Annotated in this window: 17 protein-coding genes; 7 read left to right on the forward strand and 10 right to left on the reverse strand. The window is 39.1% G+C overall.

All coding sequences use genetic code 11. The features are described from left to right. Window positions 1-161: 161 nt before the first annotated feature. Window positions 162-926, forward strand: a complete 765-nt coding sequence (locus BTR25_RS05435) for a C40 family peptidase (protein WP_083652244.1) — start codon at window positions 162-164, stop codon at window positions 924-926. Window positions 927-1,078: 152 nt separating this feature from the next. Beyond that, window positions 1,079-2,728 (forward strand): M20/M25/M40 family metallo-hydrolase, encoded by a 1,650-nt coding sequence (locus tag BTR25_RS05440; protein WP_075686907.1) that lies wholly within the window; start codon window positions 1,079-1,081, stop codon window positions 2,726-2,728. A gap of 35 nt (window positions 2,729-2,763) precedes the next feature. On the opposite strand, the gene BTR25_RS05445 is transcribed toward BTR25_RS05440, so the two are convergent. Both BTR25_RS05445 and BTR25_RS05450 read right to left on the reverse strand, forming a co-directional pair. Then, the gene (locus tag BTR25_RS05445; RefSeq protein WP_083652245.1) at window positions 2,764-3,114 is read right to left on the reverse strand and encodes a dehydroquinate synthase/iron-containing alcohol dehydrogenase family protein; all 351 of its coding nucleotides are present in this window, start codon (window positions 3,112-3,114) and stop codon (window positions 2,764-2,766) included. A 124-nt stretch (window positions 3,115-3,238) separates the two neighbouring features. Next, on the reverse strand, window positions 3,239-4,450 hold the full coding sequence (locus BTR25_RS05450; RefSeq protein ID WP_075686911.1) for a NupC/NupG family nucleoside CNT transporter: 1,212 nt from the start codon (window positions 4,448-4,450) through the stop codon (window positions 3,239-3,241). 307 nt (window positions 4,451-4,757) lie between these two features. On the opposite strand from BTR25_RS05450, the gene rluF reads away from it, so the two are divergent. Both rluF and ilvA read left to right on the forward strand, forming a co-directional pair. Beyond that, entirely contained in the window at window positions 4,758-5,465 is a 708-nt protein-coding gene (rluF, locus tag BTR25_RS05455) for a 23S rRNA pseudouridine(2604) synthase RluF (RefSeq protein WP_075686913.1), read from the forward strand. Between the two features lie 118 nt (window positions 5,466-5,583). Beyond that, entirely contained in the window at window positions 5,584-6,792 is a 1,209-nt protein-coding gene (gene ilvA / locus BTR25_RS05460) for a threonine ammonia-lyase (protein ID WP_483295234.1), read from the forward strand. A 275-nt stretch (window positions 6,793-7,067) separates the two neighbouring features. Here ilvA and rpiA read toward each other — a convergent pair whose 3' ends face one another. The 8 genes from rpiA to BTR25_RS05500 form a co-directional block, all read right to left on the reverse strand. Beyond that, window positions 7,068-7,766: a ribose 5-phosphate isomerase A gene (gene rpiA / locus BTR25_RS05465; protein ID WP_075686917.1), complete on the reverse strand. Its 699-nt coding sequence runs from the start codon at window positions 7,764-7,766 to the stop codon at window positions 7,068-7,070. 153 nt (window positions 7,767-7,919) lie between these two features. Next, window positions 7,920-10,805, reverse strand: a complete 2,886-nt coding sequence (locus BTR25_RS05470) for a glycosyl hydrolase 53 family protein (RefSeq protein ID WP_075686919.1) — start codon at window positions 10,803-10,805, stop codon at window positions 7,920-7,922. 131 nt (window positions 10,806-10,936) lie between these two features. After that, complete coding sequence (locus tag BTR25_RS05475) at window positions 10,937-14,254, reverse strand: glycosyl hydrolase 53 family protein (RefSeq protein WP_075686921.1); 3,318 nt, start codon at window positions 14,252-14,254, stop codon at window positions 10,937-10,939. 308 nt (window positions 14,255-14,562) lie between these two features. Further along, window positions 14,563-16,626, reverse strand: coding sequence for a beta-galactosidase GanA (locus BTR25_RS05480; protein WP_139311176.1), 2,064 nt, complete (start codon window positions 16,624-16,626; stop codon window positions 14,563-14,565). A 21-nt stretch (window positions 16,627-16,647) separates the two neighbouring features. Then, complete coding sequence (ganQ, locus tag BTR25_RS05485) at window positions 16,648-17,499, reverse strand: galactooligosaccharide ABC transporter permease GanQ (RefSeq protein ID WP_139311177.1); 852 nt, start codon at window positions 17,497-17,499, stop codon at window positions 16,648-16,650. 3 nt (window positions 17,500-17,502) lie between these two features. Beyond that, window positions 17,503-18,759, reverse strand: a complete 1,257-nt coding sequence (gene ganP, locus BTR25_RS05490) for a galactooligosaccharide ABC transporter permease GanP (protein ID WP_075686925.1) — start codon at window positions 18,757-18,759, stop codon at window positions 17,503-17,505. A gap of 117 nt (window positions 18,760-18,876) precedes the next feature. Next, window positions 18,877-20,154, reverse strand: coding sequence for a galactooligosaccharide ABC transporter substrate-binding protein GanS (ganS, locus tag BTR25_RS05495; protein WP_075686927.1), 1,278 nt, complete (start codon window positions 20,152-20,154; stop codon window positions 18,877-18,879). Window positions 20,155-20,343: 189 nt separating this feature from the next. Further along, on the reverse strand, window positions 20,344-21,336 hold the full coding sequence (locus BTR25_RS05500; RefSeq protein WP_075686929.1) for a galactan degradation operon transcriptional regulator GanR: 993 nt from the start codon (window positions 21,334-21,336) through the stop codon (window positions 20,344-20,346). 322 nt (window positions 21,337-21,658) lie between these two features. On the opposite strand from BTR25_RS05500, the gene BTR25_RS05505 reads away from it, so the two are divergent. From BTR25_RS05505 to galT, 3 genes are read left to right on the forward strand one after another with little or no spacing between them, the layout of a single operon-like run. Then, complete coding sequence (locus BTR25_RS05505) at window positions 21,659-22,840, forward strand: galactokinase (RefSeq protein WP_075686931.1); 1,182 nt, start codon at window positions 21,659-21,661, stop codon at window positions 22,838-22,840. A 1-nt stretch (window position 22,841) separates the two neighbouring features. Continuing rightward, window positions 22,842-23,837 carry a UDP-glucose 4-epimerase GalE gene (gene galE, locus BTR25_RS05510; protein ID WP_075686933.1) on the forward strand — a complete coding sequence of 332 codons (996 nt, stop codon included), beginning with the start codon at window positions 22,842-22,844 and terminating at the stop codon, window positions 23,835-23,837. A 2-nt stretch (window positions 23,838-23,839) separates the two neighbouring features. After that, a complete protein-coding gene (galT, locus tag BTR25_RS05515; RefSeq protein ID WP_075686935.1) occupies window positions 23,840-25,318 on the forward strand; it encodes a UDP-glucose--hexose-1-phosphate uridylyltransferase in 1,479 nt (492 codons plus the stop codon). Window positions 25,319-25,321 lie beyond the last annotated feature (3 nt).

The raw sequence follows: 25,321 nt of genomic DNA on the forward strand, positions 1-25,321 counted from the left end.
AATTGTTTACATGTATACATTTTTGCAAACAACAAAAATGATTAAGGTAATATTCCATTCATGTCCATTTATATGTGGACTTGCTTCACATAACATTAACACTACATACCTTTATAATAAGGAACTCTATCCCTTTGAAGCTTATTAAAGGAGCGATCTAAGTGGTTCATTATTTTAAGGTGTTTTTACAGGATAATACGATCACCATTACCCTCAAGAATAAAAGACTTTCAGTGAATAAACTTTCTGTTATGTTTGACCACTATTTTCTTGGTTCACTGGCACTCAGTGACACCATCGTCTTAAATACAAGGGGCTATCAGCCAAAGACTGTTAGGATTCAAGCTGAATTTTTTATGAATGGGCAGTTGTATCCAATTAACGAAATCCATTATGTTAAAGCGTTGCCAGTTCGTGAAACGGAGTACAAAGCAGGGGATCTCCTCATTGCCTGCGATAATGTCAATGGACTTCCATTTGGTTATATGGGCCATGGAGCAATGGCCATTGATGATAAACACGCGATTGAATCCATTCCATTTGATCCAATTGTTCGAATCATTCCAATAAAAAGCTTCACCACAGATCACCCTAAACATGCCCATTTTCGGCCGGTTTCTGAAGAAATGGGTCAAAATGCTACCAAATATGCCTTGCACTACCTGAAGGTATATGAGGAAAATAAAAAGAATGGAATTAATAAACCAGCCTTTCACTTCACAATTTCCACCCCCTTGACAGATGAATGGACCTATATTTATTGCACAAAACTAATATGGTTGAGTTATTACTATGGAGCCGGCTATGAATTTAAAAACGACCATTTGTGGTTTTCACCAGAAGATGTCTATTCAAATTGTATCGATAATCCTGATTTTGAGTTAATTTACCAGCATCCTAACTTTAAATTTCTTATTGATTTATAAAAATAGCCTCGTCACTCTAAGAAGACGAGGCTATTTTTTTATTTAGAAATGTTTTTTTAGCAAACTGCTCCTAGAACATGTTCACCCTTGACGTGTTATCGGGTCTTGATATACTTTTGGTAAACTACTATTTTCAGAAAAGAGGACGTTTGATGTTACAATGCCGTGAGGAAGTGCTGGCCTTAACGAAACAACTCGTTAACATTGAAAGTGTTGTTAATACACCTGGCGAAAAAGTAATTGCCCATTCTTTATATACGATGATTTCACTTATGCCCTATTTTAAAGACAATCCTGACTATGTAACCGTTGAACAGACGATTCAGGATACCATAGAGCGCTACAATGTTCTTGCTTTTGTAAAAGGTACAAAGGGAACAAGTAATCGAACGGTGATTTTGATGGGTCACATGGATACGGTCGGTATAGAGGATTATACACAATTAAAGGATAAAGCATGTTCTCCAGACGAATTAATGGACGCGTTAAAAAAGGAGAGCCTGCCAGCTTCAGCAAAGGAGCATTTAGATTCTGGAGACTGGTTATTTAGCCGTGGCATTCTTGATATGAAAAGCGGCGTCGCTAGTCATCTATATCTATTAAACTACTATTCAAATCATCCTGAGAAATTAGTTGGAAATATTGTCTTTTTGTCAGAATGTGATGAAGAAGACAGTTCACATGGTATATTATCTGCCCTGAAAACGCTAAAGCGCTGGAAGGAAGAACATGGCTTTGAGTATGCTGCAGCGATTAATTCAGATTTTGTATCACCGCGTTATGAAGGGGACATGAATCGCTATATTTACAAAGGAACTGTCGGAAAGCTCTTGCCATCTTTCTTTATTACGGGGGCAGAAACACATGTAGGATCAGCCTTTGAGGGACTAGATCCCAACTTTATCGCCGCTGAATTAACGAGACAAATCAATTATAACCCTGAATTATGTAACGAAGCCTTCGGTGAAACGACCGTACCGCCTGTTTCCCTAAAGCAAACGGATTTAAAGCCGTCCTATACCGTTCAGACTGCTTTAGCTGCATATGTTTATTATAATTTCTTTATCCATTCTTGGTCCCCAAAGGAAGTCCTGGATAAATTAAAGGATCAGGCTGCTATTGCTTTTACAAATGCTCTCACTACATTTAATGAAAGATACAAGCACTATAGTCTATTAAGCGGGGAACCATATATGCAGCTGCCTTGGAAACCTCGTGTGTTTACCTATGAAGAAATGGAACAAATGCTAGTGAAGGAAAACGGTGATTTGTTCGTTGCACATATGAAATCGTTTAAAGAAGTGCTGTTACAAAATACAGAGTTAGACACTCGGATGTTTTCTGCTAGAGTAGTAGAGGAAGCTTGGAAATGGATGAAGGATAAAAGTCCAGCGATCATCGTGTTCTATTCTTCGCTATATTCGCCTAGAATTGAATTATCAGGAAAAACAGCAGCTGAACTTGACTTAATTCACGCATTAGATGAAGCAGTTGTTGAAATCCAGCCTGAATATCCACATCCAATTGTGACCAGAAACTTCTTCCCCTATATCTCTGACATGAGTTTTGTTGCTTTAAGCGATGATGAAGAGGGGATTAGTGCTGTCTCAAAAAATAACCCTGGCTGGGGCACGAAACATTATGTTGACTATCAGGACATCCGTGATATCAATGTCCCTGTCATCAATATTGGCCCTTATGGATTGGATGCCCATAAAAAGCTAGAGCGAATGGAAATGACCTATTCTCTCGAGATTGTACCGAATCTAACGAATCTAGTTATTAAAAAGCTATTAAAATAATGCAAAAACCTACCTGCTGAGGTAGGTTTTTTGTATTAGAGGAGCTTTTCGACGATACTTTCGATTTCATTTGCTGTTGGCGTCCGAGGATTTGTTTTTGTACATGCATCATTCAATGCTGCTTCACTTATATGCTGTTTTACAATAGTGAATTGTTCTTTACTAACCCCGCATGCTCTTAGATTTACCGGCATATGTAGTTCTTTTGCTAATTGATTAATTTGCTGAAGCAGACTTTTGACTGCTACCCTTATGTTACCTGAAGGATATCCCAATATTTTCGCAAGCCTTGCATAGCTTTTAGCAGCAGCACTGTACTCATTCTGTGTAAGAGATCGGAAATCCGCATTATATTCGATAACTGCGGGTAAGGGAAATTCTTTTATCTAAGACTCTCCTCCCTCCCTTTACTATACTTGAGGATAACAAACAGTCAAATGATATTTCTTTGTCAAAGCAGGTACAAAAAAACACAATGAATAAAGCTTCATTGTGTTTTTTTATACGTTATTAAATAAACATTCCTGCAATCGCTGCACTCAGTAGGGAAGCCAGCATACCTGCTGCAACAGCACGAAGGCCTAATCTCGCAATGTCTGGACGACGGTTTGGAGCAAGGCTTCCTAATCCACCTAGAAGGATTGCCATCGAGCTTAAGTTTGCAAAACCACAAAGTGCAAAGCTTATTACAGCTACGGTTTTTTCAGATAGATTTGGAATTTCTGGAGCAAAAGCTGAATATGCTACAAACTCATTTAAAACTAGCTTTTGACCGATAAAGCTACCAGCCTGTACCGCTTCTGACCATGGTACACCAACAGCAAAGGCGATTGGTGAGAATAAGATTCCTAAAATTCCTTCTAGAGATAGAGCTTCAAATCCAAATATTCCACCTAGACCACCTAGAATACCATTGATTAATGCGATTAAAGCAATAAACGCTAATAACATCGCTCCAACATTTAGGGCTAGCATTAACCCATCACCAGCACCTCTTGCCGCTGCATCAATAACATTAGCTGATTCTTTATCCTTACCAATTTCAAAATCGGTTACCATCGACTTTTCAGTCTCTGGAATCATCATCTTCGCCATAATCAAACCAGCAGGTGCAGCCATAAAACTTGCAGCAAGCAGGTATTCTAACGGCACTCCTAACAGTGCATATCCAACCAGCACTGAGCCCGCAACCGAGGCGAGTCCACCGGTCATAACAGCAAATAATTCAGAGTTGGTCATTTTCGGCAAGAACGGACGAATGACAAGCGGGGCTTCTGTTTGACCAACGAAAATATTCGCAGCCGCTGACATTGACTCTGTCTGGCTTGTTCCTAATAATTTTGAAAGACCTCCGCCAATGATTTTGATAAACCATTGCATAATGCCTAAATAATATAACACTGAAATTAATGATGAGAAGAAAATAATAACTGTTAACACTTGAAAAGCAAAGACAAATCCAAAGTTTTGCGTATCTGCTGCCGGGCCAAATAAGAAGGAAATCCCTTCATTAGCGTAGCCAATAATATCCTGGATTCTCATTGTAAACCAATTTAATCCAGCACGGCCTGCTTCCCACTTCAATACAATGAAGGCAAATGTGAGTTGGATCGCTAAACCGCCAAGAATCGTTCTATAGTTAATCGCTTTCTTATTACTTGATAATAGGAGAGCGATTCCCAAAATAATGATGACACCAAATATTCCCCATAAAAAATTCATCGTGTACACCTCATATGTTGTAGTAGTTTGTGATACCGTTGTAAATGCTTACATATGTGGTCAGTCCTTAGTCGTCCGACCACTTGTACATAGTATCAAAACGTTTTCAAAAAGTAAATGGATAAATTGTGAACAGACATTCCTTTTGTTTTTCCACACAGGCTTATACGGATTAGTATATGGATAAACCCGATTTATTACATGTCTTATTTATTTTCTAGACCAGCAATTATGGCTAGTCCTTGAAAATAAGATAGCAGTTCAGTATTCTTATAAAGACAATTAACCTTTTAAGGGTGTGTATAGCATGCGAATTAATAAATTTATCAGTGAGGCTGGAAAAGCTTCTAGACGTGGAGCGGATAAACTCATTAGCGAAGGACGAGTTACCATAAATGGCAGAATTGCAAAAATTGGCGACCAAGTTGAGCCCGGAGATGATGTCCGCGTTAGTGGAAGTCAAATTCGAATGGCAAGAAATTATGTTTATATTGCCTTAAATAAGCCTGTCGGAATTACCAGTACAACTGAAAAAAATGTTAAAGGGAATATTATTGATTTGGTTAATCACCCTTTAAGAATTTTTAATATTGGACGATTAGATAAGGACTCCGAAGGTCTGATCCTGCTAACGAATGATGGCGATATTGTAAATGAAATATTGCGTGCTGAGAATCGGCATGAAAAGGAGTATATCGTAACAGTAGATAAGCCGATCACACCAGAATTCTTAAAGAATATGGCTACGGGGGTTAAGATTTTAGGAACGAAAACTCTCCCTTGTGAGGTTTTTCAACTATCTAAATTTGAGTTTAAAATTATCCTGACACAAGGCTTAAACCGACAAATTCGCCGCATGTGCGAAGCATTAGGATACGATGTCTATCGATTGCAGCGAATCCGGATTATGAACATTCACCTTGGCAATCTTCCGCCAGGACAATGGCGCGATTTATCTAAAAAAGAAAAGAATCAGTTATTTAGGGAACTGAATTACGAACCTAAAGAATGGTAACAAGACGGGCTGTCTCCATGCGGGGCGGTCTCTTTTATTTGGCTATTTTTAAAAACAGACATAGTTTATTCTCAGCCGTACATCCTAAAATTAATGTAAGTGTATTTAGGAGGCTATCATGAACTTAGATGATATTATCATTGCACGTGAAAAGATGAAGGGAATTGTCCACACCACACCCCTTGATTACTCCAAAACCTTTAGTCAGCTTTCAAAAAACGAAGTATTTTTAAAGCTCGAAAACCTGCAAAAGACTGGCTCTTTTAAGGTAAGGGGGTCCTATAACAAACTTATCAATCTATCAGAAGAAGATCTTCAAAAAGGGGTTGTCGCAGCTTCTGCCGGCAATCACGCACAAGGGGTAGCTTATTCAAGCCAAATGCTCGGCATTCCCTGTACGATCGTTATGCCTAAGGGAGCGCCACTTAGTAAAGTGCTGGCAACAAAACAATATGGTGCAGAGGTCATTTTAGAAGGAAATGTATTTGATGAAGCACTAGCATTTGCCTTGGATCTGAAGGAGCAGGCAGGGGCCACCTTTATTCATGCCTTTGATGATGATTGGGTCATTGCTGGACAAGGAACAGTCGGATTAGAAATTCTTGACCAGCTACCAGACGTTGAGGCTATCGTCTGTCCAGTGGGTGGTGGCGGACTGATTGCTGGTTTGGCCATGGCGATAAAGGAGAAGAATCCTCGAATTTCCGTATACGGTGTACAAGCAGCAGCCTGTCCTAGTATGAAACAATCATTAACCGAAGAGAAACCCGTCATGATTGCCTCTTCTCCGACAATGGCAGATGGTATTGCCGTGAAAAAGCCAGGATTAAAAAATTTCGAGCTCGTACAGAAATACGTTGATGATATATATTGCGTCGATGAAATGGAAATCGCTAGAACCATGCTTATGCTTTTAGAAAGAAATAAGCTATTAGTAGAAGGCTCAGGTGCCTGCTCATTATCTTCCTTACTTTACGAAAAAGTAAGCTTAAAAGAGAAAAAAGTCGTTGCGGTGCTGAGTGGCGGAAACGTCGATATGAATTTTATCTCTAGGATCATTGAGCGTGGTCTTGTTGAATCTGGAAGATATGCCACCCTGCTCATCACTTTGAAGGATAAACCTGGCGAGCTTCAAAGAGTTCTATGTTCTATTACGGACCTTGATGCCAACGTCCAAACGGTTAACCTCCATCGAATGGGTAAAGACATTTACCCCGGCTATGCTCAATTAGAAATTTCAGTTGAGACTAAAAATCACGAACATGTAGAACAGCTTCACCATGCGTTAACGAAGAAGGGCTATCATATAGGGATGAGTCAGTTCTAAAACTAGGCTTTGTTTGATGGAATGGAGCTATGAGGGCTTCATGAGTGCCGGTTTGATGGCTTTCATCGGTTACGCACTACATGAACGCTTCATAAGACCGGTTTGTTGAATCTCATCGCTTTTCGGTCATCTTAAACGCTTCATGAGGACCGGTTTGTTGAATCTCATCACTTTTCGGGCTTCATGAACGCTTCAAGTACTTTTAGGTGAAGAATTTGTAGCATTTCTCCCGAAAAAGGAGCTATACCTCATAAAGAAGTATAGCCCCTTTTCAATTATGTAGTTAAGATTTCTACTGGATAGTTAATAAAAAGACCGGACTCAATGACTCCAGGGATCTTCTTGATCTCTTGTTCAAATAATGTAGTTATTTCTTTAAAGCGTACGTCTAATATTAAATTGCCCGCTTCTGTAATAACTGGCCCGTCCTTAGATACAGCTAATCTTAAGTTAATTTCAGTAGCATCTAATTTTAGCAGCTCTTCCTCCACTAGATTTACTGCTCTAGGGTCCACTTCAATCGGGGCTGCAAACTTTTCACCTAGGAAGGTTACAAATTTGGAAGGATCGACTAGAATATAGTTCTCAGGTGAGCTTTTCATAACTAGCTTCTCTGCAAACATCGCTCCACCTCTGCCCTTAATTAAGCTCTTTTGTGGGTCAACTTCATCTGCACCATCAAAGGACCAATCCGGTCTGGCATTTAATAAGGTAGTCGTAGGCAGCCCTAGGATCGAACAGCTTAGTGATACTTCATAAGAAGTAGGGATAGCCAAGATATTAAGTCCTTCTTCCTTCACTTTCCTACTAATTTCTTGAAGCGCTAAGAACGACGTTGACCCTGATCCAATGCCAATTACATCTCCATCTTTAACTCTTTCTGCAACCTTTCTAGCAACCTTTTCTTTTTGTTCCTTATTCGAGATTTCACGTGCCCATTGTAGTGTAGTAGCAATTTTATTTTCCCAGATCATCTTTAAACCTCACTTTTTTTAAAAAATCATTCTTTATTATAATGCCTATTTTATAGCATAATTACCAATTATTTAAGTTTAAGTTATATCTAGCCGAATGTACATATCACAAAAAGTCTGACCTCATAATAAGGCCAGACTTAGTGCAAATAATTATTTTACTCTTTTAAACTTTCTTACCATGAATAACACTGTTCCAGCTGCCATTAACAGTAAGCCTAACAGTAAGCCGTTATACATATTTGTTGCTGTGTTTGGCAGCTTGCTGCCTTCTTTCGTTTCCTCTCCAGTCGTTGGGTTTGGTGTTTGTCCCGGCTGGTCCACAGGAGTCTGGCCTGGGATTTCAACAGCTGGAGTTTCTTCTCCTGGAGTTTGACCTGGTTCTTCTCCTTCACCCGGAGTTTCTTCTCCCGGAGTTTGACCTGGTTCTTCTCCTTCACCCGGAGTTTCTTCTCCCGGAGTTTGACCTGGCTCTTCTCCTTCACCCGGAGTTTCCTCTCCCGGAGTTTGACCTGGCTCTTCTCCTTCACCCGGAGTTTCCTCTCCTGGAGTTTGACCTGGCTCTTCTCCTTCACCTGGAGCTGGTTCATTCACATAATCTCTTACTTTATAAAGATAGAAGTCATCTAAAGTACCCCATGCACCTGCATTTGCTTTAATGCTGGCTCCAATCGTAATTGTGCCATCTAAAACAAGGATTTCAGTTACTTGCGGGTTTCTCCAAACTGTCCAGCCATTTACTGAAGTATTGGTTTTTAACTCCTCATCACTTGTTTTTGCATAAAGATGCATTTCTGAGTTTGAAGCATCTCCGCCTTGAAGGAACATAGACAGATTATAATATCCTGGAGCCAAGCCTGTAATCATTTGCTCTACCTTGAAATCAACACCTACACCTGAGTAAAAATGAACAGTGTAATCCCCTGATTTAGCATCTGCAGCATTTGATTTGAAAGTTGCATGTGGGGTTACGCCCTCACCATGAATGATTGCCCACATAGATCTGTCACTATTCTCAAAGCTTGGGTTAACTACTAGGTTTTCAGGTTTAATTGTAAGACGGGCTTTTACTGCTCCCCCCTCGACAACACCATTTATCACGTAAGTTCCTGCGCCGCTGTTGATTGCTGCTTCTAATGCTGCAGCATCCCAAGTAACTGGAGTAGTTCCTTTTGTACCATTATTGTATGTTACTGTAACAGTTGCCGGTAAAGTAATATCATCTCCTAGATTAGCACTTACGGTAATATCTTTAATTTCATCAACTTTTAATGGAGCAACCGCACCTGAATTTACGTATTTAAAAACGTTTAATGATGGAAGCGGATTACCATTGAAATCAAATAATGCTTGGTTATCTACTGCGCTTCCACCGTACCATGCACCTGCGTCATGCGGATCGTATTCTGAAGCGGAGCTCGTTGCCCAGCCAGATCCATACTTTTCCCAAATAGCTTTATTTTGCTTTAATTGATTTGGAGGACCTACTGGCAGCCATGCTGGTTCCCAATAGAACACACCAATTCCTGCTTCTCCTACATTCACAACCGCTTCAATTACGTCACGAACAGCCGTCGCTTGCCCTTGAACAGTAATAGGGTAATTTAATGTTTGACCTGAATCCTTCGGTGCTGTATTGCCATGCCCATCTCCATCTGCAGCAGTATAGGCATAAGATGTTTCGGCCACCATTACTTTTTTACCATAAGTTTTTGAAACATTTTTCAAAACAGATGTTAAATTAGATAATGTTCCGTGCCAGAATGGATAATATGAGCTTGCAAATACATCGTAGTCGACACCATTATCATTTAATGTTTTTGCAATACTTGCATATCGTCCAGAAGTTTCAGGGTTAGTAAAATGTAAAGCTATTAAAATAGTTGGATCTACTGCTCTGACTGCTTTGCTTCCTTCATTGAATAAAGCACTCATTTTTGTCCAATCTTTTTCACCAGCTAATCCACCATTGGTTTCATTTCCCACTTGGACCATGCCAATTTCAATACCTGCAGCCTGCATCGCTTCTAAGCTGTTTTTTGTATAGTTATAAAGTGCTGTTTTCTTTTCTTCAAAACTCATGCCTTCCCAAGCCTTTGGTGCTTGCTGTTTTGCTGGATCTGCCCAGAAATCAGAGTAGTGGAAGTCCACTAATAACTTCATTCCATATTTTGTGGCTCTTTTTCCTATTTCGATTGCGGTTTCTAAATCATTGTTTCCGCCGCCATATCCATTTCCACTCGTATCAAAAGGATCGTTCCAGATACGTACGCGAATATAATTCACGCCAGAATCCGCTACTGTTTTAAAGATGTCCTGTTCAACGCCAGCTTCATTCTTAAATTTCACGCCGCTGTTTTCTAATGAGATAATACTAGAAATGTCGACACCTTTAATAAAGTCATCACTCATACCATCTACTTTTTTTACAAAAATATCAGCTTCCACTGGATCTATTGGCGCAGGTGTTACTAGATTTGTAGAAGTTAAGCTAAAGTTATCTAAATAACCCCAAGCTTTTGGCTCTCCAGTAACAACTGCCCCTACCGAAACATTTGAAGCCGTTTCGGTTAATTCGAATTGCAATGTTACCGTGCCCCAATTTCCCCAACCTGTAGTTGCAGTCGGCTCAATTACTGTTTCACCAGCAAATAGCTTCACCAACCCTGCTTCTTTACCTGTACCACCCATGGATTTAACTGTTAATTCATAGCTTCCTGCTGGAAGTGAAGCAACCGTCTGTTTTACCGTAAAGGATTGTGTTCCAGTCACGGTATCTTTAATCCAATAGTTAAAGGATGAATTTCCTTCAAATTTATCACCTGTAGATGGATTTGCAGTGAATCCGTCCCAGTTTGCCGTTTCTACTGTCCATGAACCATCAGCCCAAAAGTCTGATTCAAAACCGCCATTTTCTAGGTACTGGGTCGAACTTGCAGCAAAACTACTATTGCTTGATAAACCAAATAAGTTAAAAACCAAAATAAGTGCAACTAGAATTGTAAAAAACTTATTTCTGTTGATGCCTTTTTTCTTCATCTGTTCCATCACCTTTCTTTACTATCTAGTAATTATTTAAAGTTTATATAAAAGATAGATGATTCTATCTAGTATATCCGATTGTAAGGATACGAGAATCCCTTGAGAGGGACCCTCGTATTCACACTTATTTAAACGTTATGAACTTCTTTTTTTCTCTTTACTAAATATAACGCTATCCCTCCAGCCAACAACAATAACATACCGATTAGTAACAACGTGTACATAGATGTTGCTGTATTGGGAAGTTCATTATCTTTTCCATTTTTATTATCATTTTTGTCTTGATTAGGTGCTTGATCTTTATCTTTATCTTTATCTTTATCTTTATCTTTATCTTTATCTTTATCTTTATCTTTATCTTTATCTTTATCTTTATCTTGGTCTATTGGACTTTGCTTTACCAATTCTAGACCATCAATCGCTGCCTGCAGTGCAAGGATAGCCGCCTTTAATGTTGCTTCAGTATCTACCGTCTCAACCGCTACTTCTGCTGCTGTGATTGCTTCCTGTAATGCTTTATATGTTGCTTCAGTGTACGTACCTTCTTCATTTGAGGTGGCACGTGCTGATTCTATTAATTCTTCTAATTTACCAATATTCAACTCTAGTAGTTCAATCGCTTCGTAGATTGCCGCTTCTGCAGCATCCACTTCACCTTGAAGCGCACCTGAATCCTCTAGTAAAGCTAATCCAGTATTCAACGCCTGTACAAGACCTGCATAACTTTCAGAAGTATACATTTCACTGTCTAGTAATTGACCTCCAGACACAGCTGATGCTAGTCCAGCTTTATCAGCTTGTGACAATCCAATATCCACTTTTTCAAGAACAATATGATCAATAATTCCAGTGTATGTTCCACTTGATAACGCATCGAAGCTAATAGTCAATTTACCGTCTCTAACTTCGATATTGTTAACGGAGTATTTCCTCCAAATCATCGCACCACCAGTTACATTTATTGTTTCTATATTACTAGTAAATTCTTGACCTCTTGATATTGCAGATAAATTCATCTTTGTTTCATCAGTTGTCTGATGATCTCCTTTTGCATACAAAGAAAGACTATATACACCGTTTGGAACATCAACTTCTTGACTTAGTTCAAGTCCTTCACCCGGGTTTAGTGTAAACTGGAATGAACGATCTCCAGCATAGGCATTTTTCACATAATCTTCAGGAGTAACAACACTCGCTGTATCAGCTTCAGTGGTTAAATTCCAACCGCTTAGATCTCCTGTTTCAAACCCACCATTCGTCAAAAGATGCTTGCTATAATCATAGACTGCTTTATAGCTTGCTGTAACAATAGGGCTGTTTCCTAGAATCGTAAGATCACTGCCCCAGCTTCCAGAAACATAGTTATACCCCATACGTTTTGATACTGCTTGAATCTTTACATTTTGTGAAATTTGAATCGGACCAGAGTACACTCGAATCGAATCAGCTGCCTTAATATATGGGGCACCAATAAATTCTCTTGTTGAACCACTGCCATTAAGCGGATTCGCACCATCTAAAGTAAAGAAAATACCAGCATTAGGCGTTGCAGTTTTCAATTCAATATAACCAGCACCCTCTACAACATGTCTTGTAGAATGGGATAAACCGTTACCAATTCCTGCTACTGAAGAACCGTTTGCGAGACTAAAAGTTGGAGTTTCTGCTGTTGCAGCTTCTTTTACAACTATATGTGCAAATGTATTGTTTTCAATCCCCGCTACACTTCCAAATACAATGTATTCACCAGGGATATTAACATCTACACGTGCCACATCGTCAGCATTCCAAATAACTGGCTGTTTTGTAATTGTACGTTTCGTATCACCCATCATACCGTTATGCTTAACAGCGATAACCGTGCTAGGCATAGCAAGTGTCTGACCTTTATTAACAACAACCTGTGTTTCCCAGCCATATGCGTAATCGTTTGCATTAGAAGGTACTGTCTGGTTGCCCCTTACAAGTTTAAAAGTTTGTACGGAAGGCAGGGCATAACCATTAATATCAAATAAGCCCGCAACTTCCCAACCAGTTCCATACGGAGTAGCCCAGCCATTTTCAGATCCTGGTAACCATGCTGGTTCCCAATAAAAAGCACCTAGGCCCTTTTCATTTTCAATGCTTGCTGCCACATTCAGTACTTCACGAAGCGCAGTAGCTTGTCCTTGTACAGAAGCAGCCAAACCAACTGTACTTACATCACCATGCTTGAAATTCTGAGGAATGTCATCCCCGGCATCTTCGCGAATTGTCCAAGGGTATGCAGTTTCAGCAATAAATGCAAACTTTCCATATGTTTTGGTTATATTGTTTAGATTGTTTAGTACCTGATCATACGTTCCATGCCATGATGGATAATAAGATGCTCCAATTGCATCATAATCCACACTGTTCTTATGCAAAGCTAAAGTAAAACGATTATACAATGTTGTGTTATTGCCATTTGCAAGGTGGAACGAAACCAATGCTTTATTTTCTGGATCATTTGCATTTGGATCTGTATTTCGTACAGCCGCAGCACCAGCTTTAAACACATCTACAGCAGTTGGATGCATATCACCATTAGCATTAAGTCCAAAGTTTACATCAACAATATTACTGTTGGTTTCATTACCGATTCCAACCATATTTGGATAAACACCAGCATCCTTCATCCTATTTAGAGAATCAGTAGTAAATTTCCCTACTGCATCAACAAGTTCTTGTCCAGTTAAGTTTGACCATTCTTTCGGTCTAACCTGCTGCCCTGGATGTGCCCAGAAATCACTGTAGTGGAAGGTAACAAAGATTTTCATGCCTCTTTGTTTTGCTTGTTTAGCAAGCTCGATTGTGGTGTCCATGTTGCTGTTACCACCGCCATATGGATTTCCAAACTTATCATATGGATCATTCCATACGCGTAGTCGAACCCAGTTCACACCATTTTCAGCTAAAATATCAAATAGATGGGACTCTTTCATATTTGTATCATAGAACTTTTTATTTGCTTCCATAATTTGATATAGGGAAGAAATATCTGCACCCATCATGAAATCAGGACGATTGTTATTTTGAAGTGCTGGAATAGGCTCAACAATTGGTGTTGGTCCGCCTGAAACCGTTACATCGCTAGAGGTTGAATAGGTGTTATCATTCTGATCCACTGCCGTTAATGTGATTGTTGCTTTTCCGCTGCCAATCGCATCAATTCTTCCAGTCTTTGAATCAAGATTAACGATATTGGTTTTATTGACACTCCATTTAACTTCCTTTAATGTGACTCCGTCTTGAACATTAGCCTTTAGGACTGAGAAATCCCCAGGAGCCATTGAAAAATTCCCACCTTCAATAGTAACCGGTACACCTTCTGCATAGCTAATAGGCAAAGTAGCGTTAGAAAAAGGTATGGAGAATAACATAACTAGCGTAAGTACCGAAACAAATATTCTTCTCATTTTTTTCATAAACCAAGAGTCCCCTTTTAAATTAGTAATCTAGCAATCTATGGTGCTTAACCTCTCCACCTTTCATAGTTATAGTAAGAAATTTTTCTTATTACCACACCTTTCTCAACACTTTAATAGAAAATCTATATATTAATCCGTAATAGATTGTTTACGGCATTAATATTATTATTAATTTTTAGAGATATATTTTCATAGTGTATAAAACGCTTACAAAAGGTTCTGTTTGAAAAATGTATAATAAAGTATCCGTTCCATAATGTAAGCAGTGCTTAGAGTATAGAACGGACGAAATATTTTAAGTAACCTTACTTTATTTTTTCTACGATTCGTACTGCATAACGTTCTAGTGTTAATTCACCTTGAAGCTCTTCGCCAGTAACCACGTCTTTTACAGGGACTTCAATGGTAATAGGCTGTTCTTCCTCGGTAAAATTCATAACAAAGATATAATCACTTTCAGGGGCTTGTCTTACTTGAACGGATACGCCTTTATTATGTTTAATATCAAAGACAGATTCAAGCGCCAAATCATGGATGATTTCCTGGTAGAAATCACGTTGGAAATCAGCTTCTAAACGGCCGCCAATATAGTAGGCTTTACCCTTTTCATATTCATGACTCGTCACTGCAGGGGTACCTGCATAGAAATCATCTTCATAAGAAGCTTCAACCGTAGCACTGTTCACTTCAATAACCGTTGCATAGTCCTTTAACTCGTAAGATTGGTTGCGGAATTGAACGGCGTTTCGATCGCTCGGATAGTACGTATCTGTTTCGATAGGATTGATGCCAAAGATATCTTGAAGCTTCTTATGCCAGCCGCCTGTATAAGTTAAATCATGCTCATTGACGAGCCCGCTAATATAAGTCGTGACCAAACGACCGCCAGTTGCAACAAAAGACTGCAAACGTGCAATGGTTTCTTCACTTACCAAATAGAGCATTGGAATGATTAATAATTTGTAGTTTGAGAAATCCTGTTCTTTCGTAATGACATCAACCGGAATATCCTTTTCCCAGAAAGCTCGGTAATGCTCGACCAAGGTTTGTGGATATCGTTTTGTTTCTAATCCAAAGCCTTGTGCATCATTTATGGCCCAATTGCTCTCCCAATCGTAGAGAATGGCTACGTCAGAAGGACGGTTTGTTCCAACCACATCTGCCAGCTTTTCAAGCGTTTTACCAACTTCAGCCACTTCTTGGAACACGCGGTTGTTTGGACTATTATCATGATCGACGACGGCACCATGGAACTTCTCTGAAGATCCACGGGATTTTCTCCACTGGAAGTAAAGGATACTATCAGAACCATGCGCCACCATTTGCATCGATGCGAGCATATGCATACCTGGTCGCTTTGTCTTATTGACTGGATGCCAGTTGACCATGCTAGGAGTTGATTCCATTAATAAAAATGGCTGTTGCTTCAAGCTACGGTACAAATCATCAATAAAACCTACTCGGATTGCCAAGTCCGCCGTGCTTTCCCAATCATTATGCCATGCAGGGTATGCATCCCAGCTGATCACGTCTAAATGTTTGGCAAATTTGCTGTAATCAAGTGCCTGGAAAGGAATTAATTCATGAGTGTCTGCCATAAAGTTTGTCGTAATCGGAACCTCTGGTGTTAACTCCTTTATTGGAACGATTTCATTTTCAAAAAAGTCAATGGTTTGGTCTGTTACAAATCGACGCCAATCGAGATTCAATCCATGAACCATACTTTCTCCAATAGAAGAAGGGGATTCGATTTGAGACCACTCTGTAAAGGTATGGCTCCAGAAAGGACCCCACCAAGCATCATTCAATGCTTTAAGATTATGATTGTACTTATTCTTTAACCACTCTCTAAAAGCATCCTGGCAAAGGTCACAATGACATTCACCGCCATACTCATTGGAAATATGCCACATAAGCAATGCAGGATGGCTGCCATATCTTTCAGCAAGCATCCGATTGATTTTCTGAGTTTTTTCACGGTAAACAGGTGATGTAAAACAGTGGTTATGACGACCGCCATGAAGTTGTTTTACTCTGGCACCATTTACACGAAGGACCTCAGGGTATTTTTGTGACATCCATGCAGGACGCGCCCCACTTGGTGTTGCAAGGATGACACGTCCATTAATTTTATAAATATCATCAATTACTTTATCCAGCCATTCAAAATGGTAGATTCCTTCCTCCGGCTCAAGTGCCGCCCATGCAAAAATCCCAACCGAAAATGTATTTGTATGAGATAGCTGCATTAGTTTGATATCGTCTTCCAAAATATCTGGACGATCTAACCATTGATCAGGATTGTAGTCTCCTCCATGAAGCATGAAGTTCGCTTTAGTTGTATATGTTTTTTCATGTTTAGACATAATACTCTCCTTCTACCTTTCTGATTAACCCTTTGTTCCGCCTGCTGTTAAACCTGATACGAAGTTCTTTTGCAGTAACAAGAAGGTAATAGCAATCGGAATACTAATTAAAATGGCACCTGCTGCGAAGGTTGTATAGCTTGCACCCATGACATCGTTTACTAATTTATATAATCCGATTGGCAGTGTATAAGCTTCAGGTGTTCTTAGGATAACGGATGATAAAACGAAATCTCCTAGCGGACCGGTAAATCCGTTCATTGCCACAACCGCTAACATTGGACGTGATAAAGGCAGGATGATTTGCCAAAAGATTCTCGTGTTGCTCGCACCGTCAATCTTTGCACTTTCATCCAGGTCCATTGGAATCGAATCCATATAGCCTTTCATTAAGTACGTGTTCATTGGAATCTGTCCGCCAATATAGAGAAGAATTAATAGCCAATGGCTGTTCATCATTCCTAGGATTTGCGCTAATACAAACAAAGCAATCAATGCGGCAAATTGCGGAATCATTTGTAATAACAGGAACAGCATTAACGCATTCTTTCTTCCTTTAAAGCGGAAACGAGAGAAGGCATAGGCCGTAAATGAAACAGTAATCATGGTCCCAAGCATGGTAAATAAACTAATTTTTAACGAGTTGATATACCATTGTCCATATTGCAGACTTTGTCTTCCTTCAAACAACTCTCGATAATGATCGAGGGTTGGGTTTTTCGGAATAATCGAGGTACTAATTAGACTGTTACCGGGATTAAAGCTGGCTCCCACTGTCCAAAGCAGGGGATAGATTATGATCACGGACATAAAAATTAGGATTCCGTAGGCAAAAAGAAGACGAAAGAATCGATTTGTTTTCATATTTGTCTGCATCTTTTATGCCCCCTCTTTGAACGAATTTGTGCGTCTGAACTGCCATAGAGCGATTCCAACGACAAAAATGGATAACAAAATCGTTAAGGCAGCTGCTAGTGAGTATTGACTTGATTGCATCGTCAGTTTGTATATCCAAGATACTAATATGTCGGTTCCACCAGCATTTGACCCCGCCACCGCAGGACCGCCGCCATTGAAAAGATAAATGATATTAAAGTTATTAAAGTTAAACGTAAATTGCGTGATAATGATTGGTGCCATGGCAATTAAGATCATTGGCAGGGTAATATTTCTAAATTTAGCAATAATAGAAGCTCCATCAATCGTTGCTGCTTCATATAAATCTTCAGGGATGGACTGAAGCACACCTGTTGTTACGATAAAGATGTATGGGAATCCAAGCCAGCCCTGCATTAGAATCAGTGCTACTCTTGCCCACATTTCATCTGTCATCCAAGGAATCGGATCAACTCCAAAAAACGCTAAAATATCATTGTTGATTGCGCCAAAGCTGTCATTAAATAATCCGGCAAAGATAAGGATTGTTACAAATCCTGGCACTGCCCATGGTAAAACCAAAACGGTACGGAAAAATCTTTTGAAGCGGATGTCCTTTTGGTTTACGATGATGGCCAAGAATATACCAAGACTTACTTGAAGACTTGATGCAACAAGAGTCCAAATGATGGTCCATGCTAAAACATCAAAGAAAGTAGAACGCCAAATATCAACTGTAAATATTTCTGCAAATGTTTGTAATCCAACCCAGTCTGCTAGGTTTGCTGGCGGTGAATGATATAAGTCATAGTTCGTAAAAGCCAAAGCAAAGCTGAACAAAATTGGGAAGATTACTGCAAAGATTAATAGAAATAAGGATGGACCACTGATCAAATATGGATATCCTTGTGCAATTAGATTTTGATAATCATTTCTTAAAGAGTTTACCGGTACTTTTTCATCTCGTAATTTGCCGTTGGTATAAGCATCTTTGATATTCCAATAATAAATACCCAGACCAAAGGCAGTCACAATTACAGCGATGATTCCTTCTGCTAGAAGGAATATAGAGTTATCTCGAGGTACTTCTGTTCCTAGTGTAAACAGTCCCCAAAATCCCATGTTTAATAAATCCTTAAATGCCACAATAAATGAAGCACCTAGGATTAGGAAGATCAGACCCTTTACCCATTGTTTGTTATAGAATTGTCCTAATCCTGGAATGATGGATAACAGCGGGGCTATTCTACGATGCTGCACATTTTTCACCTCTTTATAGTAAGACCATTATGTAAATAAATGGTTCTTGTCTTCAAGTTCATATAAGTAATGGTGTCAAACATAATTAGCGTTTGACACCATTACTTTGATTACTAATTATTTACCGCTATGTTTTGCTTCGATTTGACCTTTAATTGTTTGTACTGCTTGATCTAGTGCTGCTTTTGGTTCTGCTTTTCCTGTTGCAATTGTTTGTAATGCTGAGTCTGCAGGTGTCCAAACTTCGTTCATTTGTGGAATATTAGGCATTAATTCTGAGAATTGAGATTGCTCAGCAACTGCTTTTGCAACTTCACTTTCAGTAACAACTGGGTCGCTAGCTAAAGCAGCTACAGCCGGAACTTCTTGTGTAATTTCATATCGTGTTTTTGAGTTTTCTTCATTTGCAATAAACTTAACAAACTTCTCTGCAAGTTCTGCATTTTTTGAATAAGAACTTACGTTGTAGCTTTTTACACCAACGAACGCACTCATGTTTTTACCATTTTCAAGTTCTGGTAACTTGGTTACACCCCAATTTACGCCTGCTTTTGTAAACGGCTCAACATTCCATGGTCCTGAAATAATTGCAGTTGCTTTACCTTCAGTAAATAAAGACTCGATTACGCTGATCCCTTGTTCACCGATAATACCTGATGGGAAAAGACCATCTTTGTAGAACTTCTGGATATATTGTGCTCCTTCAACTGCCCCTGCATTGTTGATTCCGATATCAGTCGGGTCATAATTTCCATCTGCATCAAGGCCGAAGATATACCCGCCATATCCGCTTAATACGCTGTTTGCATAATAAATTTGATCAAAAAGTGCAAGGAATCCAAATTTCTTACCATCTGCTACACCTTTAGAATACTCATACCAGCCTTCAAGAGTGGTTGGTAATTGATCATCAGAGATAAGATCTTTATTGTAATAAAGCATAGTTGTTTCTACTGCCTTAGGTAATCCATAAACCTTACCATTAACCTTTTGTGCGTCCATTGCTACTTCTGTAAAAGTACCTTGAGTTTCTTCATCAACAGTTAATTCTTTGATTAAGCCTTCAGTAACAGCAGTACCAATTTGATCACTTGGCATTGTTAGGACGTCAGGACCTGTACCAGCCGGTCCATCTAAACGAAGGTCCTCAATTTGTTTTGTATATTGTTTTTCAACCATTGTAATTTTTACATCATTTTCTTCCTCAAACTTTGCGATGGCATCTTTGATCCCTTCACCCTTCATAACATCTTCCCAGACAAGTAATTCTTTCGGCTTGTCCGCATCTTTAGTATCAGTGCCTTCTTTCGCATCGTCTTGAGGTCCGCAGGCAACTAAAGATAAACTTAAAGCAATTCCACTCATTAAGCCAAAATACTTTTTAAACTTTTTCATGGATGTACATCCCTTCATCATAGTTTTAGAAGCGCAGAAGTAATTGTATTTACCTGAAAGCGCTTCAGTAAATTTAATATAGCATTGCAAAGAAAATGTGTAAACAACTTTTTTACTAGATTAGGTAAAATAATTTACGAAAATTAAACGCCAACATTTTACCCCTACTTTTACTTTAAAAAATATTACCTAGTTAGTGCTCTTTCGAACGATGAGTTCAGACCCAATATAGAGAGTTTTTACAAGCTTGCGTTTTTCAAGCACTCGCTCTAATAATAATTCTATTGCATTCTTGCATAGCTCTCTGATATCAATATGAAAAGTTGTTAACGGCGGAGAAACATACTTTGCAACGCTAATATTATTGATGCTGATAACACTCACTCGATTTGGTATCGCAATTCCATGTTCGTTTAAAGCTTGAAGACTGCCTACCGCTATGGGATCTGAAGCAATTAAAAATGCTGTTGGTAAGTCATCTCCTAGTTGCTCGACTGCTTTTTTCATCAAGTAATAGCCATTTTCTACCGAAAACCCTCTATGGGAAAAAATATATTGCTTCTTTAGGATTCCCTTTCCCTCCATGTACCTGCGAAATACTCGTTCCCTTAGATCAGGCTCATCGACATCCGTGTTCGGATTGTGATAAGTTCCACCTATAAAGCCAATTTCTTTATGACCTTTCTCTATAAGAATATCCACTGTTCTTCTTGTGATTTGCGCTAAATCTGGCCTAACAGAATCATAATAATTGGGGTCTGGTGAAGTATCTAAAAATACACCATTAGGCGTGATACTTCTTAAGTAGGCCAACTCCTTTTCAGAAAAAGTGCCTACTGCGATAAAACCCTCAATATTACTTGGAATTTGCTGGATACCATTAGATATCTTGTAGGTTATCAACTCTACATTGAATAATCTTGCCAACTTTTCTATCTCTATTCTCATTGTTTTAAAATAAACATCTTCAAGTTCTTCTTTATCGGTTAACCAGTATAGGAAAACTATATTTTTCACCTGAAGTCTTACTGTTTTTTTGCGGTAATTCAACTTCTCCGCCATATCGTAAATTTTTTCCCTAGTTTCATCCGGAACAGAAAGGCTTTGGTCATTATTGAGCACGCGAGAAACGGTCGAAATCGAGTAACCCGCTTTTTCTGCAATATCTTTAATTGTTGCCAATCTATCCACCTCCAATGTATTTAGTATTTCTTTAAAAGAGTAGTTTTTTTAGTAAAATATTTTACTAAAGTTTACTTCATTTCAGGAAAAAGTCAAGTGGCGAAAATTGTTAGAAGAACTTTAGTTATAAATAATCGTGAAAGTTGGAACATTATGATTGCACCCTCTCTATATTATCAAAGCGTGTACCTTTTTCTTAGTACTTTTTTATTGCAACATAAATTGAAACATAGTAGACTTAGGTTGACTTAATTAAATTAATTAATTAAGTATATTAAACACTTACATTACCATATTGGACTTTTTAATAATAGGAGGCATTATGACTACTACAGCCCATTTAACTAGTGAATTTCAAACGATATTCGATACAACCAGTACCCCAAGAACCTTTTTTGCGCCCGGAAGAATTAACTTGATTGGGGAACATACAGATTATAACGGCGGACATGTTTTCCCTGCTTCGATTTCCTATGGAACATATGCTCTTGCAAGAAAACGTGACGACCATAAATTACGCTTTTACAGTATAAACTTTGCTGAAAACGGCATTATTGAAGTGGATTTAAACCATTTAGCCTTTGATGAATCCGATCATTGGGCTAACTTCCCTAAGGGAATGTTCCTTTATATGAGAGAAGCAGGTAATGACATTGATGCTGGTGCAGACATTCTGTATTATGGAAATATACCAAATGGTGCAGGTCTTTCATCGTCGGCATCGATTGAATTGGCAACTGGGGTTTTAATTAATGAGTTATATCATCTTAAAATGGATCGAATCCCTATGGTAAAACTTGGTCAAAAGGTTGAAAACGAGTATATTGGGGTTAACAGTGGAATTATGGACCAATTTGCCATCGGGATGGGAAAAAAAGACCATGCCATTCTATTGGATTGTAATACACTGGAGTATCAATATGCGCCAATCGTACTGAACGATCATGACATTATTATTATTAACACTAATAAACAACGAACATTAGCTGGCTCTAAATATAACGAGCGCCGTGCTCAATGTGAAGAAGCATTAAGTAATCTGCAGCAAGATTTATCCATCAATAGTTTAGGAGAAATATCTCCAGTTGAGTTTGAGAAAAGTAAACATCTAATTAAGGATGAAGTTAATCAAAAACGCGCTAAACATGCCGTTTATGAAAATGCTCGGACATTAGAAGCATTGGAAAAATTGCAGCAAGGCGACCTTGATCAATTTGGCAAGCTTATGAATCAATCTCATATTTCTTTAAGAGATGATTATGAAGTAACCGGCCTTGAGCTTGATACCATTGTTCAGGCAGCTTGGGAGCAGGATGGTGTCTTAGGAGCCCGGATGACAGGTGCCGGGTTTGGAGGCTGTGCAATTGCCATTGTGGAAAAAGATAAAGTAGAGGATTTTAAGAACAGTATTAATAGCATCTATCGCGATAAAGTTGGCTATGATGCTACTTTTTATATTGCATCCATAGGTGACGGTGCAAAAGAACTTTCTGAGGAGTGCTAGTATGAGTGTATTGGTTTTAGGCGGAGCAGGCTATATTGGGTCACATGCGGTTTATCAGCTAATCGACAAAGGCGAAAGTGTGGTTATCATTGATAATCTTGAAACTGGACATAGGAAGGCATTGCATCCACAGGCTGCTTTCTATGAAGGAGATATGCGCGACATCCATTTCCTTCGGTCCGTATTTGACAAGGAAAATATTGATGCGGTGATTCATTTTGCTGCCAATTCTCTTGTTGGTGAATCAATGGAAAATCCACTAAAGTACTATGATAATAATGTTCATGGAACACAGGTTTTACTACAAGCTATGGTCGAGTTTAATGTTAAGAAAATTGTTTTCTCATCTACAGCGGCTACTTATGGAGAGCCTGAATCGGTACCGATTACAGAAGCAGTACCAACCAATCCGACAAATGCCTATGGGGAAACAAAGCTTACCATGGAAAAGCTAATTAAATGGACGGAAAAAGCACATGATGTTAAATTCGTCTCTTTACGGTACTTTAATGTGGCCGGATCTAGAGAAACAGCAGAAATCGGGGAAGATCACCGCCCCGAAACACACCTGATTCCAATCATCCTGCAGGCCGCACTAGGACAAAGGCCTCACATAACCATTTTTGGTGAAGATTATGACACACCCGATGGAACATGCATCCGTGATTACGTCCATGTAGAGGATTTAATCAATGCCCATTTATTAGCATTAAACTATTTACGAGATGGCGGCAAGAGTGATGTCTTTAATCTTGGTAGCAGCCAAGGATTTTCAGTGAAAGAAATGATTGATACAGCAAGAGCGGTAACCGGCAAGGAAATTCCAGCACAAATAGGCCCGCGCAGAGCAGGAGATCCTAGTATTTTAGTTGCGAGCTCTGACAAAGCAAAGCAAATTTTAAGCTGGAATCCGACACGAACTTCCGTTACAAAAATAATGGAAGATGCTTGGAAGTGGCATTCCAATCATCCAGAGGGTTACGGAGAGGAAGTATAACAATGATTTTTCAAGATATAGCGGGACTGATACAAAAAGCTATTGAAGTGGAATTAATTGAAGCTTCGGATTGTTTTTATGTTCGTAACCAGGTCATCCACCTCTTAGGCTTAGAGTCCTTTCCTGAAGACCGCACTGATCCAACGGAAGATACCATTGCTAACCTAGTAGAGAAGCTGGTTGCTTATGCGGTGGAACAAGGCGTGATTATGGATGTTTTAGATGATAGGGAAATTATGTCAGCAAATATTATGAATTGCTTTGTTGCTAGACCATCTGTAGTCAATAACCTGTTTAACCAAAAATATAAGGAATCACCTATAGCCGCAACTGATTATTTCTATCATCTGAGTCAAAACAGCAATTATATCCAACTTAATCGGATTAAAAAAAATATCTCCTACAAGGTTGATACAGTTTACGGACAGATGGATATAACCATAAATTTATCCAAGCCCGAGAAGGACCCGGAGCAAATTAAACGAGAACGGGCAATGAAACAAACATTAAATTATCCAAAATGCTTGTTGTGTAAAGAAAACGAAGGATATATCGGACGAACCGGTCACCCAGCTCGTGCTAATCACAGGATTATTCCTATTCCTCTGCAAGGAGAAATGTGGTACCTGCAGTATTCACCATATGTTTATTATAACGAACATAGTATTTTACTTTCTGAAGAACATCGATATATGAAGATTGACCGGAGTGCCTTTGAAAGGCTGCTCTCTTTTACAGATAAGTTTCCACATTACTTTATTGGCTCAAATGCGGATTTACCGATTGTCGGCGGCTCTATTTTAAGCCATGATCATTATCAGGCTGGACGTTATGAGTTTGCGATGACCCGCGCTCGGGATGACTACTCTTTTGAACTGAAACACCATCCGGAAATAAAGGCTGCGGTAGTCAAATGGCCGATGTCTGTCATCCGCTTAAGAGGAGATGACATCAGTCATCTCGTGGCGGCTGCTGATGATATTTTTCTAACGTGGAAAAACTACTCAGATGATCAGGCAGATGTCCTTGCCTTTACTGATGATATTCCACATAACACGGTTACACCAATTGCGAGAACGCGTGACGGTCTATTTGAATTAGACCTTGTTCTTAGAAACAATCGAACAACAGACGAACATCCACTTGGTATCTTCCATCCCCATGAGGATGTTCATCATATTAAAAAAGAAAATATTGGCCTGATTGAGGTTATGGGACTAGCTGTTTTACCGCCTCGCTTAAAAGAAGAGCTTGAGGAAATTACTGCCTATCTTCTTGGTCAAACAAATCGGGTAGCGGACTATCACCAAGAGTGGGCCTACCAAATAAAATCACAATATGGAGCAATTACTTCTCCAGAGCAGGCAGAATTCATTTTAAGAGAAGAGCTTGGAAAGAAATTTGTCAAAGTACTTGAGAATGCTGGAGTATTTAAAGATCGAGGGTCTTTTGAAAAATTCCTTCATACACTAAATAGCTAGGTG

The organism is Bacillus sp. MRMR6, from assembly GCF_001940785.1.
GTDB lineage: Bacteria > Bacillota > Bacilli > Bacillales > Cytobacillaceae > Neobacillus.